Here is a 14,156-nt window from a genome sequence, read left to right on the forward strand (position 1 = left end):
GCGCCCCAACCTACCGATCCGGCCGGACGGCTCAGAGCACGGCCTCGGACTCGGTCCAGCGGTTCTCGGGGACGGTCTTCAGCTGGACCACCGCGTCGGCGATCGGGACCAGGTGGATGTCGGTGCCGCGCAGCGCGGTGAAGTGGCCGAAGGCGCCCTTGTGGACGGCCTCGACGGCGTGCCAGCCGAAGCGGGTGGCCAGCACCCGGTCGAGCGCGGTGGGGGTGCCGCCGCGCTGGGTGTGGCCGAGGATGACCGGCCGGGCCTCCTTGCCGAGCAGGTTCTCCAGTTCGGCGGCGAGCCGGGTGCCGATGCCGCCGAAGGTCTGGTGGCCGAACCGGTCGACCTCGCCGTGCTCGAAGCGCAGCGTGCCGGGCTCGGGCTTCGCGCCCTCGGCGACCGCGATGATGGCGAACTTCTTGCCGCGCCGGAAGCGCTCCTCGATCATCCGGGCGACGGCCTCGATGTCGAAGGGCTTCTCCGGGATCAGGATGCCGTGGGCGCCGCCGGCCACGCCCGCGGTGAGGGTGATCCAGCCGGTGTGCCGACCCATCAGCTCGACCACCATGACGCGCTGGTGGGACTCGGCGGTGGTCTTCAGCCGGTCGATCGCCTCGGTGGCGACGTGCACGGCGGTGTCGAAGCCGAAGGTGACGTCGGTGGCGTCGATGTCGTTGTCGATGGTCTTGGGGACGCCGACCACGGGCAGCCCGGCGTCGCTGAACAGCTTGGCGGCGGTCAGCGTGCCCTCGCCGCCGATCGCGATCAGCGCGTCGATGCCGAGCTTCGCGGCGAGTTCGCGGGAGTTCTCCACGGCCCAGCGGATCTTCTCGCGCTGCACCCGGGCGGAGCCGAGGATGGTGCCGCCGAGGGTGAGCAGGCCGGTGACGTCGTCGTGCGAGACCGGGCGGGCCCGGCCCTCGATCAGGCCGAGGAAGCCGTCCTCGATGCCGATGATCTCGTCGCCGTGCACGTCGGTGCCGCGGTGCACGACGGAGCGGATCACCGCGTTGAGGCCGGGGCAGTCGCCGCCGCTGGTGAGAACGCCGATTCGCATGTGGCTGTGCTCCTGGCTCCGGGGGCGCGCCCCGCGTACGTGGGTGGACCGGGCCGTCGACGCTGCCGGCCCGCCCGACAGCCGCCACCCTACGCGTTCGGGGGCGTACCGTCCGGTAGCCACCAGGAGCGGGGCGGCTACTGCTCGGCGAAGTGGTCCCAGCCGGCGGTGCGGTCCCAGGGGGCTCCGTCGACGGTGACGGTGCCGCCGCGGCCGGCCCGGGCGGGGCGGGCGACCTCGCCGATCACCCGCCAGCGGGCCGGGAGCTGGACGCTGCGCGGGAAGGTCGCCACGATCGCGTGGTCCTCGCCGCCGGAGAGCACCCAGACCAGCGGGTCGACACCGACGGCCTGCCCGATGTCGGACATCTGGGCCGGGACGTCGAAGTCGGCGGCGTGCAGGTCGATGTCGACGCCGCTGGCCCGGGCGACGTGACCGAGGTCGGCGACCAGCCCGTCCGAGACGTCGACCATCGCGGTCGCGCCGAGGTCGCTGGCGGCGGGGCCCGCGTGGTACGGCGGTTCGGGGCGGCGGTGCGCCTCGACGAAGGCGCGCGGGGAGCGGAAGCCGCGCTGCAGGACGGTCAGCCCGGCGGCGGACCAGCCCAGCCAGCCGGTGACGGCGACCACGTCGCCGACCTGCGCGCCCGAACGCACCACGGGGCGGCGGCCCTTGAGGTCGCCGAGCGCGGTGATGGCGAGGGTGATGGTGTCGCCGCGCACCACGTCGCCGCCGACCACGGTGGCGCCGGCCACCTGGCACTCGTCGCGCAGGCCGTCCATCAGCTCGGTGGCCCAGGTGGTGGGCAGGTCGGCGGGGACGACCAGGCCGAGCAGCAGGGCGGTCGGGACCGCGCCCATCGCGGCGATGTCGGCGAGGTTCTGGGCGGCGGACTTGCGGCCCACGTCGTAGGCGGTGGACCAGTCGCGGCGGAAGTGCCGGCCCTCGATCAGCACGTCGGTGGTGGCGACCACCCGGCCGTCGGGGGCCTTCACCACGGCCGCGTCGTCGCCGGGCCCGAGCTCCACCGCCGGGGTCATCGGCAGCCGCGCGGTCAGCTCCCGGATGAGCCCGAACTCGCCGAGCTCGCCCACGGTCCCCTGCATCAGCCCGTCCTCCCGCGTTCCAGGTGTCGTTGGGGTGCGCCCCCGCCGCGCAGCGTACGCCCTCCGGGGCCGCCGGGGACTCCCCCGTCCGCGCCCCCGCGCGGTAGCGTGGTGATCAGACTGCCGGCCAGCAACTCCCCCCACCCAGCCGCCTGGAGGTCCCCCGTGGTGCAGGCGTACATCCTGATCCAGACCGAGGTGGGCAAGGCCACCGCGGTCGCCCAGTCCATCGCCGGAATCACCGGCGTGCTCACCGCCGAGGACGTGACCGGCCCGTACGACGTGATCGTCCGGGCCGAGGCCGACTCCATCGACGACCTGGGCCGCCTGGTGGTGGCCCAGGTGCAGCAGGTGGAGGGCATCACCCGCACCCTGACCTGTCCGGTGGTGCGCCTGTAGCGGCGTCTACCATCGACGGGTGCCTCTCCGCGACCTGCTGAACCGCCTCCCGGCCCCCGTGCGCTGGCTGGGCCCGCCCGCCGCCCTGCTGGCGTGCACGGCCGGGCTGGTCGCGTTCTGGAGCGGCGACCCGGACGTCGCCCCGCCGGTGCCGTCCGCCGAGGCCGCGGTGTACTGCGCGGCGCTGGACCGGGCGCTGCCCGCCGAGGTGCTCGGCCACCCGCGCCAGGACCCGTCCCCGGCCTCGCCGTACACCGCGGCCTGGGCGTCCTCGCCGCGCACCGTGCTGACCTGCGGCGGGGACCGGCCGGACTATCTGAACATCACGCCGGACCAGCAGCTGACCGACACCTCGGCCCAGCAGGGCCCCTGCGTGGACGAGGTGTCCTGGGGCATGGGCCCGGACGGCAGCGGCGGCTACCGGTTCGTCACGACGCTCCGCAGGGCGTACGTGGAGGTGCACGTCCCCGCGGGCGCGTACCCGAACTACGCGGATCCGCTGAGCTCCTTCTCGACCGCGATCCGGTCGGCCGTCCCGACCATTACCGGGGCGGCCGACTCGGGGTGCCTGGACGGAGCGCCCTAGCGCAGGCCGGTGGAGCGGCGCAGCGCGGCGGTCAGCAGGCGGTCGATCAGTTCGGCGTAGGGCACGCCGGTAGCCTCCCACATCTTGGGGTAGGCCGAGATCGGGGTGAAGCCGGGCATGGTGTTGATCTCGTTGACCATCCAGCGGCCGTCGGGCAGCAGGAAGAAGTCGACCCGGGCCAGGCCCTCGCAGCCGAGGCCCTCGAAGACCTCGACGGCCTGGCGGCGGATCTCGTCCTGCTCGGCGGCGGTGAGGTCGGCGGGGATGCGGACCTCGGAGGAGTCGATGTACTTGGCCTCGAAGTCGTAGAACTCGAAGTCGCCGTCGACCAGCACCTCGGCGGCCACCGAGGCGCGCGGGCCGTCCTCGAACTCCAGCACGCCGCACTCGATCTCGCGGCCCTCGACGCCCTTCTCCACGATGACCTTGGGGTCGTGGCGGCGGGCCTCGTCGATCGCGGCGTCCAGGTCGGCGAGGTCCTTGACCTTGGTGATGCCGATCGAGGAGCCGGCCCGGCAGGGCTTGACGAACAGCGGCAGGCCGAGCGCGGCGATCCGCTCGCGGGCGGCCGCGCGGCCGGCCTCGGACTCCCAGTCGCGCGGCTTGAGCACCGTGTACTCGCCCGCGTACAGGCCGAGCGACTCGATGATCCGCTTGGTGAACTCCTTGTCCATGCCGACCGCGGAGGCCAGCACTCCGGAGCCGACGTAGGGCACGCCGGAGAGCTCCAGCAGGCCCTGCAGGGTGCCGTCCTCGCCCCACGGGCCGTGCAGCAGCGGCAGCACCACGTCGACCTCGCCGAGGGCCTTCGGCGCGGCGCCGGGCTCGCTCCACACCACCTCGCGGTTGCCGGGGGCGGCGGGCAGCGCCACCTGGCCCTCGACCGACTCGGCGACCTGGTCGACGTCGGGCATCCGGCCGTCCGTAATCACCATCCGGGCGGGTTCGTCGCCGACCAGGGCCCAGCGGCCCTCATGGGTGATGCCGATCGGCAGCACCTCGTACTTGCCGCGGTCGATCGAGCGCAGCACGCTGGCGGCGGTGACCACGGACACGCCGTGTTCGGAGCTGCGGCCGCCGAAGACGATGGCGACGCGCGGCTTGGCCGCCTGGTTCGGGGTGGTCTGTTCGATGCTCATATCGGCGTTGAGACTACCGTCCGATTCCGGTCATCGGCGTTCAGGCTTGGCCGAACGGGCCATCAGTCCCTTCAGCACTTCCTGGGTCGGGCGGCCGTGGTGGACCACGTCGACCACGGCTTCCACGATCGGCATGTCGACACCGTTGCGGCGGGCCAGGTCGAGCACCGACTCGCAGGACTTCACGCCCTCGGCGGTCTGGCTGGTGGCCGCGACGGTCTCGGCCACCGTCATGCCGCGGCCCAGGTTGGTGCCGAAGGTGTTGTTCCGGGACAGCGGCGAGGAGCAGGTCGCCACCAGGTCGCCCATCCCGGCCAGGCCGGCGAAGGTGTGCGCGTCGGCGCCGAGCCGCAGGCCCAGCCGGGTGGTCTCGGCCAGGCCCCGGGTGATCAGCGTCGCCTTGGTGTTGTCGCCCAGGCCCATGCCGTTGGCCATGCCGACCGCCAGGCCGATCACGTTCTTCACCGCGCCGCCGAGCTCGCAGCCCACCACGTCGGTGTTGGTGTACGGGCGGAAGTACGGGGTGTGGCAGGCCTTCTGGAAGCGCTTGGCCACCTCCTCGTCGGTGCAGGCGACCACGGTGGCGGCGGGCTGCCGGTTGGCGATCTCGCCGGCCAGGTTCGGCCCGGACACCACCACGACCCGCTCCGCGGGGACCTCGGCGACCTCGGCGATCACCTCGCTCATCCGCTTCGCGGTGCCCAGCTCGATGCCCTTCATCAGGCTGACCAGCACCGTGTCGGGGGCGAGCAGCGGCGCCCAGTGCGCGAGGTTGTCGCGCAGCGTCTGGGACGGCACCGACAGCACCGCGAACTCGGCGCCGGCCAGCGCCGCCGCCGGGTCGGTGGTGGCCCGGATGGTCGGCGGGAGGGCCAGGCCGGGCAGGTAGTCCGGGTTGACGTGGTCCCGGTCGATCGCGTCGACCAGCTCCTGGCGGCGGCCCCACAGGGTCACCTCGCAGCCGGCGTCGGCCAGGATCATCGCGAAGGCGGTGCCCCAGGAGCCCGTCCCCATCACCGCGCAGCGGGTCACCGGCCACCCTCCTCGGCGGCGCGCTCGCGCTTGGCGGCGGCGACCGCGGCGCGGTCCCTGGCGGCCCGGCGCATGTCGTAGCGCTCGGCCGGGGCCTGCTCGCCCCGGACCTCCTCCAGCACCGCGGTGATCGCCGCCATGATGTCGTCGGTGGCGTCCTTCAGCACCTGGGCGGTCAGCTCCTGGCCCTGGTACTTGCTCAGGTCGACGGCCGGACCGGCCGCCACCGTCACCTTGTGCCGCGGGAACAGGCGGTACTTGCCCTTCCCGCCCTTCACGCCCCGGCCGTACGGCGGGATGATCTCGTGCGCGCCCCAGTGCGCGACCGGGATCACCGGGGCGCCCGTCATCAGCGCGACCCGGGCGGCGCCGCTCTTGCCGGTCATCGGCCACAGCTCCGGGTCCCGGGTGAGGGTGCCCTCCGGGTAGAACTGCACGCACTGGCCGCGCTCGATCGCCTCGATCGCGGCCCGGAACGCCTCGGCGGCGTCGGTGGACTCCCGGAACACCGGGATCTGGCCGGTCTTGCGCAGCATGAAGCCGATGAACGGGATCGAGAACAGCGAGGACTTGCCGAGGATGCGCGGCGGGCGGCCCGAGTTGTACTGCCAGTGGGCGTAGAACACCGGGTCGATCACCGAGTTGTGGTTCACCGCGGCGATGAACCCGCCCTCCTTCGGCAGGTGCTCCCAGCCGTGCCACTCCGCCTTCGCCAGGGCGTTGGTCACCGGCTTCACGAGCACCGCCGCGAAGCGGTACCAGATCCCGTAGTCGGCGTTGCCGAACCTGGCGTTAGAGCGGCGGGCCACCCCAGCTCCTCCTCGTTCGTGCGGCGCCCCGTTGCCCGGACACCGCGTTCTCTCCTCGCCGGGGCCGACCTGCGGCTCCGGGGCGCCGACCAGTCTCGCCCGCGGGCCGAGTCCGTGTCGAGCAGCCACCGCCGCCACCAGCCGACCGCTCCCCCGGCCGCCGCCCCGGGGCCTCCCGGAACCGCTGGCCAGGGCTCCCCGGCCGACGCCACAATGGCGCCGATGACAGAGGACACCGTACGCCCCGCCGCCCCCGGGTCCACCGCCCCGGTCCCGGCCCTCCCCGAGCGGTCCGCCCTGCGGCTGGGCTGGTCGCTGGTCGTCCCCGTCAAGGCGCTGGCGGAGGCGAAGAGCCGACTGGCACCGCTCGGACCGCTCCGGCCCCGGCTCGCGCTGGCCTTCGCGCTGGACACCGTGGCGGCCGCGCTGGCTTGCCCGGTGGTCGGCCGGGTGCTCGTCGTCACCCGGGACGAGCGCGCCGCCGGGGCGCTGCGCGCGCTGGGGGCGGAGGTGGTCGGGGACGAGCCCGGCGGCGGCCTCAACCCGGCGCTGGCGCACGGCGCGGCCACCGCGGAGCGGCGGCACCCCCGCGCCCCCGTCGCCACCCTGTCCGCGGACCTGCCCGCGCTGCGGCCCACCGAACTCGCCCGCGTCCTCGCCGCGGTGCCGCCCGGCGGCCGGGCCTTCCTCCCCGATGCCCCGGGCACCGGCACCGTCCTGCTGACCGGCGCCCCGCTGCGGCCGGCCTTCGGGACCGGCTCCCGGGACCGCCACCTGGCCGGTGGCGCCCACGAGCTCCTGCTGCCCGACGTGCCCTCCGTCCGCCGCGACGTCGACACCCCGGCCGACCTCGCCGAAGCCCGCCGCCTGGGCCTCGGCCCGGCCACCGCCGCCCTGCTCTGACGCTCTATGCTGCTGCCATGCAGGCCACCGCGTTCACCTTCGACCCCACGACCCGCTCCGGCTCGGTCCTGCTCGACGACGGCACCCCCGTCCCCTTCGACGCCCCCGCCTTCGACGCCGGCGGCCTCCTCCTGGTCCGCCCCGGCCAGCGCCTCCGGATCCGCACCACCGGCGAAGGCCCCGCCCGCCGCGTCGTCTTCCTCACCCTCCAGACCTTCCCCGACCCGGAAGCCGTCTGACCGCCCGTCACCCCCCGCCCCACCTTCACCCCTTCGGGGGACACCGCTCCCGCCCGCCTCCGTGCTTCCGCACGCGCTCCGGACGTTCGGGTGATGCCGACCCCCGTGATCCGCGGCACCCCGCAAGGAGTCTGACGATGCCTCGGACCGGCCGCTGCGGCCGACCTCTGCCCAAGCACCGCGCAAGCTCGGGGACCGCCCTGGAGGAGCACGATCGGGACAGCGCCCCCGCCCACCGCCCGTGCCCCGGGCTCCGCTCATGCGCAGCGGGCGATCTCCTGGGGTTGGTCGTCCGGGGCGTCGAGGCGGAGGGCGGCCACTTCGGGGGTGGTGAGCAACTGGAGCGGGACGGGGTTGAGTTGGAAGGGGCCCTGGGTGGCGGGGGACACGCGGAGGAGGCGGGTGCGGCCCAGGAGGACGAAGGTGAGGCGGAGTTGGCCGTCGCGGGCCAGGAAAGCCGCGGTGCGGTCGGCGGCCCCGGGGCCGAAGAAGTAGCGGTAGGCCTCGTACTGCGTCCAGCCGAGCGGGAGGGTGCGGAGGGTGGACCAGAGGGACGCGAGGGCGTCGGCGAGGAAGCGGAACGAGGCCGGCTCGGTGATGTCCTCGATGGACACGGTGTAGCCGGGCGGCGTGGTCTTCACGGCGGCTCCTGGGGTGGGTCGATTTCGGCCCAGACGGTGTGGGAACGGGCGGTGTAGCGGTGTCCGTAGCGATCGGCGCGGGCCAGCACGGCGAGCACGGCCCGGTAGTCGTGCTCGTCGGGGCCGGTGGGGAGGGTGGCCTCGATCCGGTAGCCGCCGCCGGGGAGGCGTTGGATCCGGGCTTCGGCTCCGCCGGCCGCGGCGAGGTCGGATGCCAGCTCGAACACCCTGGTGGTTCGCACGCCACGCCTCTCCCCGAGGTCAGCTGATCACGCAAAGTAAAGCTAGGCATTAGATTCCACCTGATGCATTAGATTGTCAAGCTGAATCTTCGCCCTGTCCCTCCCCGGACAGGGCTCCCCCTCCGCAGGGAGACGCCCGATGCCCTCACAGGACCCGCCGTACCTCCGCATCGCGGACCACCTGCGCCGCCGGGTGACGGCCGGCGAGTGGGCGGTCGGTGAGCGGCTGCCCTCCCGGGCGCAGCTGGCGGAGGACTACGCGGTGGGCGCCAACGTGCTGCAGCGGGCGCAGGAGGTGCTGATCGGCGAGGGCCTGCTGGAGGGCCGGACCGGCTCGGGGACGTACGTCCGGGAGCCGGTGGAGCGGCTGCCGCTGCACCGCGCGCGGACGGCCGGCGGCTTCCCGGAGTCGGCGGTCCCGGGCGGGACGTGGGAGACCCAGACGGCGGCCCGGACGCCCGCCCCGGCGGAGATCGCCCGGCGGCTGCGGATCGAGCCCGGCGCGCTGACGGTGCACACCCGGTACGAGTTCCTGCTGGGCGGCCGGCCGGTCCAACTCGCCGATTCCTGGGAGCCGATGACGCTCACCGACGGCTCCCCGGTGCTGATGCCGCAGTACGCCCCGATGCGGCTGCGCAACGTGGTGGTGCGGATGGCGGAGATCGGGGTGCGGGTGGTGCGCGCGGTGGAGCGTCCGCGCCCGGCCCGGGCCTCGGCGGAGCAGGCGGTGCTGCTCGGGATCAGCGCGGGCGACCTGGTGACGCTGGTGGAGCGGACGTACCTGGACGACACCGGTCGGCCGGTGGAGACCGCCGACCTGGTGATTCCGGATTCCCGCTGGGAGATCTGCTACGAGCTGCCGGTGGAGCCCGCGGAGTAATTCCGCGCTTTCCGGCGCGGCCGTTCCGACCCGGGTGTTCCCGCCGCGGCACGCCGGTGCCGCCGTTCTGACGGGTCGTCGCGCCGGCGGGTCGTCAACCCGCTCCGGCCGGGCGCCCGGAAAGCCGAAGGGCCGCACCGGCCCCGGCCCGGGCGCTCCGGTGGTCCGGACGCGCTCGGGGCGGGGCCGGTGCGGCCCGGCCGGCCCCCGGCACCGGCTGACGCGGTGCCAGGTGCGGGGCGACTACTTGGCGGTGGACTTGCGCGCGGTGGTCTTGCGCGTGGTGGTCTTCTTCGCCGGAGCGGTCTTCTTGGCGGTGGCGGTGGCCTTCTTGGCCGCCGTGGTGGCGGTCTTCTTGGCGGCGGCCTTCGCCGGAGCGGCCTTCTTGGCGGCGGCGGTCTTGGAGGCCGCGGCCTTCGCCGGGGCGGCCTTCTTGGCGGCAGTGGTCTTGGTCGCCGCGGCCTTGACCGCGGTGGCCTTCTTGGCCGCCGTGGTGGCGGTCTTCTTGGCGGCGGTCTTCTTGGTCGCGGTGACGGTGGCGGCACCCGCGGCGGCGGCGCGCTTGGTGGCGGCGCGCTTGGCGGCGGGGGTCGCGGCCACGCCGGACTTGCCCGGGGTGAGCGAGCCCTTGGGGGCCTTCTTCACGGACGGGCCGTCCTTCGGCAGCTTCTTGCTGCCGGCCACCAGGTCCTTGAAGCCCTGGCCGGGGCGGAACCGCGGCACGGCGGTCTTCTTGACCTTGACCCGCTCGCCGGTCTGCGGGTTGCGGGCGAAGCGCGCCGAGCGCTCCACCTTCTCGAAGGTGCCGAAACCGGTGACCGAGACGCGGTCACCCGCCACAACGGCACGCACCATGGTGTCGAGCACTGCGTCGACGGCCTCTGCGGCAGCCTTGCGACCGCCCAGCTGCTCGGCCACCGCTTCGACAAGCTGAGCCTTGTTCACGTCTTCCCCTTCGGAAACGGGCGCCGGATGATTCCATCCGTTCTTTTCGCACGTTAGGTATGTATCTGCGGACTTTCAATTACCAAACGCGTGAATCACCCTAGTGTCGCAATGGATTTGCGCATGGAGGTGCTCACCGGGGCGGCATCCGCCCCTCGTCGAGGTCCTGCACAAAGCGACTCAACCGCCGTGCCGCCCCCGGGAGATCACGCTTGGCGGTCTCGGTGACGATCAGCAGTTGTCGGGTGAGAGCGGTCTTTGCGTCCGTCGACACGTTCAGCGCGTGAACGCGGGCGTGGGCTTGCTTCAACCGCTCGGCCACCAGTGCGTAGAGCAGGGTGACTTCCGAGTCGGCAGCACCGCCCTCCTCCGCCGCGGACGCGGGTTCCGCGTCCTGGTACGGGGGTTCGGGGCTGTGGTGCATGCAACGATTGTGCCATCTGTGCGGAGTTGCGCTACACCAGGGTCTATTCACGGGTGACGAACTCCCCTGCGAACAACGAAGACCCGCCCCCCGGAGGGGGGCGGGTCTTGTTGTCGGTCCGTCAGAAAGCGGGGGGTCAGGCGACCGGCTGGGTACGGGGCTTGAAGGAGGGCCGCTTCGCCTCGAACGCGGCCACGTCGGCCTCGTTCTGCAGGGTGATGCTGATGTCGTCCAGGCCGTTCAGCAGCCGCCAGCGCACGTTGTCGTCCAGCTCGAACGGGGCCGTGACGCCCTCGGCCCGGACCTCGCGGGCCTCCAGGTCGACGGTGATCTCCGCGGTCGGGTCGGCCTCGGTCAACTCCCAGAGCCGCTCGACGGTCTCCTGCGGCAGAACCACCGTGAGCAGGCCGTTCTTCAGCGAATTGCCGCGGAAGATGTCGGCGAACCGGGAGGAGATCACGGCCTGGAAGCCGTAGTTCTGCAGCGCCCAGACGGCGTGCTCGCGGGACGAGCCGGTGCCGAACTCGGGCCCGGCCACCAGCACGGTCGCGCCCTGACGCTCCGGCAGGTTCAGCACGAAGGAGTCGTCCTTGCGCCAGGCCTCGAACAGGCCGTCCTCGAAGCCGGACCGGGTGACCTTCTTCAGCCAGTGCGCCGGGATGATCTGGTCGGTGTCCACGTTGGAGCGGCGCAGCGGGACGGCGCGGCCGGTGTGGGTGGTGAACTTCTCCATGGCTCAGACCTCCACGGCCACGTTGTCGGTCAGGTCGGCGGGGGCGGCCAGTCGGCCCAGCAGGGCGGTGGCGGCGGCGACCTGGGGGGACACCAGGTGGGTGCGGCCGCCCTTGCCCTGCCGGCCCTCGAAGTTGCGGTTCGAGGTGGACGCGCAGCGCTCGCCGGGGGCGAGCTGGTCCGGGTTCATGCCCAGGCACATCGAGCAGCCGGCGTGCCGCCACTCGGCGCCCGCGGCGGTGAAGACCTTGTCCAGGCCCTCCTCGACGGCCTGCAGGGCGACCCGGACCGAGCCGGGGACGACCAGCATCCGCACGCCCTCGGCGATCCGGCGGCCCTCCAGGATCGCGGCGGCGGCCCGCAGGTCCTCGATCCGGCCGTTGGTGCAGGAGCCGACGAACACGGCGTCGACCTTCACCTCGCGCAGCGGGGTGCCGGCCTCCAGGCCCATGTATTTCAGGGCGTTCTCGGCGGCGATCCGCTCCTGCGGGTCGGCGAAGTCCGCCGGGTCCGGCACGTTGGCGCCCAGCGGCGCGCCCTGGCCGGGGTTGGTGCCCCAGGTGACGAACGGGGTCAGCTCGGCGGCGTCGATGAACACCTCGGCGTCGAAGACCGCGTCCTCGTCGGTGGCCAGGGTCTCCCAGTAGGCGACCGCGGCGTCCCAGTCCGCGCCCTGCGGGGCGTGCGGGCGGCCCTGCAGGTAGTCGAAGGTGGTGCGGTCGGGGGCGATCATGCCGGCCCGGGCGCCCGCCTCGATCGACATGTTGCAGATGGTCATCCGGGCCTCCATGGAGAGGCTGCGGATCGCCGAGCCGCGGTACTCCAGGACGTAGCCCTGGCCGCCGCCGGTACCGATCTTCGCGATCACGGCCAGGATCAGGTCCTTGGCGGTGACGCCCTCGGGCAGTTCGCCCTCGACCGTGATCGCCATGGTCCTGAACGGGGCCAGCGGCAGCGTCTGGGTGGCCAGCACGTGCTCGACCTGGCTGGTGCCGATGCCGAACGCGAGGGCGCCGAACGCGCCGTGGGTGGAGGTGTGCGAGTCGCCGCAGACCACGGTCATGCCGGGCTGGGTCAGGCCGAGCTGCGGGCCGACCACGTGCACCACGCCCTGCTCGACGTCGCCCAGCGAGTGGATGCGCACGCCGAACTCGGCGGCGTTCTTGCGCAGCGTCTCCAGCTGGACCCGGGAGACCGGGTCGGCGATCGGCTTGTCGATGTCGAGGGTCGGGGTGTTGTGGTCCTCGGTGGCGATGGTGAGGTCGGTGCGGCGCACCGGCCGACCGGCCAGCCGGAGGCCGTCGAACGCCTGCGGGCTGGTCACCTCGTGCAGCAGGTGCAGGTCGATGTAGAGCAGGTCGGGCTCGCCCTCGGCGCGCCGGACGACGTGGTCGTCCCAGACCTTCTCTGCGAGTGTCCGTCCCATCGGATTCCCTCCAGCCGGCCGCTCTGCCGGCCTTCTCGTGATCGTCGAGGTCTTGTCCCGTGCCGCCCTGTGAGGCTCGCTCGGAGCGCGACCTGCACGCCGGACCGTCCAGAATGCGGACACCGTGGTGGGGTGCCGTCCTGGGTGTCTCCCGGGCTGCCGACTCCAAGAGTGGCGCTTTTCTCGGAAGATTGAACTTGCGTCTCGCCGATTGAGACTGCAGTATCGAGACATGGACAACACTAGCGGCGTCGGCGTTCTCGACAAGGCCGCTCTGGTGCTGAGCGCACTGGAGTCGGGCCCCGCCACGTTGGCGGGGCTGGTCGCCGCCACCGGTCTGGCACGGCCCACGGCCCACCGACTCGCCGTCGCACTCGAACACCACCGCCTGGTCACCCGCGACATGCAGGGCCGGTTCATCCTCGGCCCCCGGCTCGCCGAGCTCTCCGCCGCGGCCGGCGAGGACCGTCTGCTGGCCGCCGCCGGGCCGGTCCTGACGCACCTGCGGGACGTCACCGGCGAGAGCGCGCAGCTCTACCGCCGGCAGGGCGAGATGCGGATCTGCGTGGCCGCCGCCGAGCGCCTCTCCGGCCTGCGGGACACCGTGCCGGTCGGCTCCACGCTGCCGATGAAGGCCGGCTCCGCCGCGCAGGTCCTGCTGGCCTGGGAGGAGCCCGAGCGCCTGCACCGCGGCCTGCAGGGCGCCCGGTTCACCGCCACCGCGCTCAGCGGCGTGCGCCGCCGCGGCTGGGCCCAGTCCATCGGCGAGCGCGAGCCCGGCGTGGCCTCCGTCTCGGCCCCCGTCCGCGGCCCCTCGAACCGCGTGGTCGCCTCCGTCTCGGTCTCCGGCCCGATCGAGCGCCTGACCCGCCACCCCGGCCGGATGCACGCCCAGGCCATCATCGAGGCCGCCAACCGCCTCACCGAGGCCCTCCGCCGCAGCTGAGGCCCCCGCACGACCGGTGCCCCCGCATCCCGCCCCGGGACGGGGGCACCGCCGCGTCCGGGGAGGGGAGCGAAGGAGAGGCCGCGCGGGGCGTGGTTGCGGGGGCGCGATGGGCGGGAATGCAAAAAAGCCCCGGTTGCCCGGAGCTTGTTCGTTGAGCTTTTCTTGGCTGGGGTACCAGGACTCGAACCTAGACTAAATGAACCAGAATCACTCGTGCTGCCAATTACACCATACCCCAAAAGTACCCCCGACCGGATTCGAACCGGCGCTACCGCCTTGAGAGGGCGGCGTGCTAGGCCGCTACACAACGGGGGCCCTAGCTTGAATGAGTACCCCCGACCGGATTCGAACCGGCGCTACCGCCTTGAGAGGGCGGCGTGCTAGGCCGCTACACAACGGGGGCAAGTCTCACTCATCTTTGCAATTGTCAAGAATTGCGTACCCCCGACCGGATTCGAACCGGCGCTACCGCCTTGAGAGGGCGGCGTGCTAGGCCGCTACACAACGGGGGCTTGCTGCACTGAGATGCTGCGCTGGGGTACCAGGACTCGAACCTAGACTAACTGAACCAGAATCAGTCGTGCTGCCAATTACACCATACCCCACCAGAGTTCAACCCCTGTGCGGGGGTCTTCCTCGGTGTCTTG

General features: G+C 72.9%; 17 protein-coding genes and 5 tRNA genes. 6 read left to right on the forward strand and 16 right to left on the reverse strand.

Features of this window, described 5'->3' with window-relative positions:
- Positions 1-31 precede the first annotated feature (31 nt).
- Positions 32-1,057, reverse strand: a complete 1,026-nt coding sequence (locus ACIOHG_RS22995; RefSeq protein WP_400953458.1) for a 6-phosphofructokinase — start codon at positions 1,055-1,057, stop codon at positions 32-34.
- Positions 1,058-1,194: 137 nt separating this feature from the next.
- Positions 1,195-2,163, reverse strand: coding sequence for a thiamine-phosphate kinase (locus ACIOHG_RS23000; RefSeq protein ID WP_400953459.1), 969 nt, complete (start codon positions 2,161-2,163; stop codon positions 1,195-1,197).
- A gap of 165 nt (positions 2,164-2,328) precedes the next feature.
- Between ACIOHG_RS23000 and ACIOHG_RS23005 the strand changes: the two genes are divergently transcribed.
- Both ACIOHG_RS23005 and ACIOHG_RS23010 read left to right on the forward strand, forming a co-directional pair.
- Positions 2,329-2,562 (forward strand): Lrp/AsnC ligand binding domain-containing protein, encoded by a 234-nt coding sequence (locus tag ACIOHG_RS23005; RefSeq protein ID WP_400953460.1) that lies wholly within the window; start codon positions 2,329-2,331, stop codon positions 2,560-2,562.
- Positions 2,563-2,581: 19 nt separating this feature from the next.
- The gene (locus ACIOHG_RS23010; protein WP_400953461.1) at positions 2,582-3,148 is read left to right on the forward strand and encodes a DUF3515 domain-containing protein; all 567 of its coding nucleotides are present in this window, start codon (positions 2,582-2,584) and stop codon (positions 3,146-3,148) included.
- On the opposite strand, the gene ACIOHG_RS23015 is transcribed toward ACIOHG_RS23010, so the two are convergent.
- The 3 genes from ACIOHG_RS23015 to ACIOHG_RS23025 are packed head-to-tail and all read right to left on the reverse strand — an operon-like array spanning position 3,145 to position 6,128.
- Positions 3,145-4,287, reverse strand: a complete 1,143-nt coding sequence (locus ACIOHG_RS23015; RefSeq protein WP_400953462.1) for a D-alanine--D-alanine ligase family protein — start codon at positions 4,285-4,287, stop codon at positions 3,145-3,147. The two genes, ACIOHG_RS23010 and ACIOHG_RS23015, sit on opposite strands and share 4 nt — an antisense overlap.
- A gap of 30 nt (positions 4,288-4,317) precedes the next feature.
- Positions 4,318-5,319, reverse strand: coding sequence for an NAD(P)H-dependent glycerol-3-phosphate dehydrogenase (locus tag ACIOHG_RS23020; RefSeq protein WP_400953463.1), 1,002 nt, complete (start codon positions 5,317-5,319; stop codon positions 4,318-4,320).
- Entirely contained in the window at positions 5,316-6,128 is an 813-nt protein-coding gene (locus ACIOHG_RS23025; protein WP_400953464.1) for a lysophospholipid acyltransferase family protein, read from the reverse strand. The genes ACIOHG_RS23020 and ACIOHG_RS23025 overlap by 4 nt, the downstream gene beginning before the upstream one ends.
- 303 nt (positions 6,129-6,431) lie before the next feature.
- On the opposite strand from ACIOHG_RS23025, the gene cofC reads away from it, so the two are divergent.
- Both cofC and ACIOHG_RS23035 read left to right on the forward strand, forming a co-directional pair.
- Positions 6,432-7,031 (forward strand): 2-phospho-L-lactate guanylyltransferase, encoded by a 600-nt coding sequence (cofC, locus tag ACIOHG_RS23030; RefSeq protein WP_400953551.1) that lies wholly within the window; start codon positions 6,432-6,434, stop codon positions 7,029-7,031.
- A 17-nt stretch (positions 7,032-7,048) separates the two neighbouring features.
- A complete protein-coding gene (locus ACIOHG_RS23035; protein ID WP_400953465.1) occupies positions 7,049-7,270 on the forward strand; it encodes a hypothetical protein in 222 nt (73 codons plus the stop codon).
- A gap of 257 nt (positions 7,271-7,527) precedes the next feature.
- On the opposite strand, the gene ACIOHG_RS23040 is transcribed toward ACIOHG_RS23035, so the two are convergent.
- Both ACIOHG_RS23040 and ACIOHG_RS23045 read right to left on the reverse strand, forming a co-directional pair.
- Entirely contained in the window at positions 7,528-7,911 is a 384-nt protein-coding gene (locus ACIOHG_RS23040; protein ID WP_400953466.1) for a hypothetical protein, read from the reverse strand.
- Positions 7,908-8,153 carry a hypothetical protein gene (locus ACIOHG_RS23045; protein WP_400953467.1) on the reverse strand — a complete coding sequence of 82 codons (246 nt, stop codon included), beginning with the start codon at positions 8,151-8,153 and terminating at the stop codon, positions 7,908-7,910. The genes ACIOHG_RS23040 and ACIOHG_RS23045 overlap by 4 nt, the downstream gene beginning before the upstream one ends.
- A 139-nt stretch (positions 8,154-8,292) precedes the next feature.
- Between ACIOHG_RS23045 and ACIOHG_RS23050 the strand changes: the two genes are divergently transcribed.
- The gene (locus tag ACIOHG_RS23050) at positions 8,293-9,033 is read left to right on the forward strand and encodes a GntR family transcriptional regulator (RefSeq protein WP_400953468.1); all 741 of its coding nucleotides are present in this window, start codon (positions 8,293-8,295) and stop codon (positions 9,031-9,033) included.
- A gap of 243 nt (positions 9,034-9,276) precedes the next feature.
- Here the strand turns inward: ACIOHG_RS23050 and ACIOHG_RS23055 are convergent, their stop codons facing one another.
- From ACIOHG_RS23055 to leuC, 4 genes are all read right to left on the reverse strand, one after another.
- Positions 9,277-9,978: an HU family DNA-binding protein gene (locus tag ACIOHG_RS23055; protein WP_400953469.1), complete on the reverse strand. Its 702-nt coding sequence runs from the start codon at positions 9,976-9,978 to the stop codon at positions 9,277-9,279.
- A gap of 133 nt (positions 9,979-10,111) precedes the next feature.
- The gene (locus ACIOHG_RS23060; RefSeq protein ID WP_400953470.1) at positions 10,112-10,402 is read right to left on the reverse strand and encodes a hypothetical protein; all 291 of its coding nucleotides are present in this window, start codon (positions 10,400-10,402) and stop codon (positions 10,112-10,114) included.
- Between the two features lie 136 nt (positions 10,403-10,538).
- On the reverse strand, positions 10,539-11,135 hold the full coding sequence (gene leuD / locus ACIOHG_RS23065) for a 3-isopropylmalate dehydratase small subunit (protein WP_400953471.1): 597 nt from the start codon (positions 11,133-11,135) through the stop codon (positions 10,539-10,541).
- A 3-nt stretch (positions 11,136-11,138) separates the two neighbouring features.
- Positions 11,139-12,560 (reverse strand): 3-isopropylmalate dehydratase large subunit, encoded by a 1,422-nt coding sequence (leuC, locus tag ACIOHG_RS23070; RefSeq protein WP_400953472.1) that lies wholly within the window; start codon positions 12,558-12,560, stop codon positions 11,139-11,141.
- A gap of 232 nt (positions 12,561-12,792) precedes the next feature.
- Between leuC and ACIOHG_RS23075 the strand changes: the two genes are divergently transcribed.
- Complete coding sequence (locus tag ACIOHG_RS23075) at positions 12,793-13,506, forward strand: IclR family transcriptional regulator (RefSeq protein WP_014138216.1); 714 nt, start codon at positions 12,793-12,795, stop codon at positions 13,504-13,506.
- Between the two features lie 166 nt (positions 13,507-13,672).
- Here ACIOHG_RS23075 and ACIOHG_RS23080 read toward each other — a convergent pair.
- From ACIOHG_RS23080 to ACIOHG_RS23100, 5 genes are all read right to left on the reverse strand, one after another.
- Positions 13,673-13,747, reverse strand: a tRNA-Gln gene (locus tag ACIOHG_RS23080).
- A 4-nt stretch (positions 13,748-13,751) separates the two neighbouring features.
- Positions 13,752-13,824, reverse strand: a tRNA-Glu gene (locus ACIOHG_RS23085).
- Positions 13,825-13,839: 15 nt separating this feature from the next.
- Positions 13,840-13,912 (reverse strand) — tRNA-Glu (locus tag ACIOHG_RS23090).
- Between the two features lie 36 nt (positions 13,913-13,948).
- Positions 13,949-14,021, reverse strand: a tRNA-Glu gene (locus ACIOHG_RS23095).
- Between the two features lie 21 nt (positions 14,022-14,042).
- A tRNA-Gln gene (locus tag ACIOHG_RS23100) sits at positions 14,043-14,114 on the reverse strand.
- Positions 14,115-14,156 lie beyond the last annotated feature (42 nt).

The sequence above is a fragment of the Kitasatospora sp. NPDC088134 genome (assembly GCF_044741705.1).
Lineage (GTDB): Bacteria > Actinomycetota > Actinomycetes > Streptomycetales > Streptomycetaceae > Kitasatospora.

Bases quoted from the DNA above. Each gene is read 5' to 3' on its own strand.
- ACIOHG_RS22995 (WP_400953458.1), bottom strand. From the start codon at position 1,057: ATGCGAATCGGCGTTCTCACCAGCGGCGGCGACTGCCCCGGCCTCAAC.
- ACIOHG_RS23060 (WP_400953470.1), bottom strand. From the start codon at position 10,402: ATGCACCACAGCCCCGAACCCCCGTACCAGGACGCGGAACCCGCGTCC.
- ACIOHG_RS23075 (WP_014138216.1), top strand. From the start codon at position 12,793: ATGGACAACACTAGCGGCGTCGGCGTTCTCGACAAGGCCGCTCTGGTG.
- leuD (WP_400953471.1), bottom strand. From the start codon at position 11,135: ATGGAGAAGTTCACCACCCACACCGGCCGCGCCGTCCCGCTGCGCCGC.
- ACIOHG_RS23015 (WP_400953462.1), bottom strand. From the start codon at position 4,287: ATGAGCATCGAACAGACCACCCCGAACCAGGCGGCCAAGCCGCGCGTC.
- ACIOHG_RS23050 (WP_400953468.1), top strand. From the start codon at position 8,293: ATGCCCTCACAGGACCCGCCGTACCTCCGCATCGCGGACCACCTGCGC.
- ACIOHG_RS23035 (WP_400953465.1), top strand. From the start codon at position 7,049: ATGCAGGCCACCGCGTTCACCTTCGACCCCACGACCCGCTCCGGCTCG.
- leuC (WP_400953472.1), bottom strand. From the start codon at position 12,560: ATGGGACGGACACTCGCAGAGAAGGTCTGGGACGACCACGTCGTCCGG.
- ACIOHG_RS23000 (WP_400953459.1), bottom strand. From the start codon at position 2,163: ATGCAGGGGACCGTGGGCGAGCTCGGCGAGTTCGGGCTCATCCGGGAG.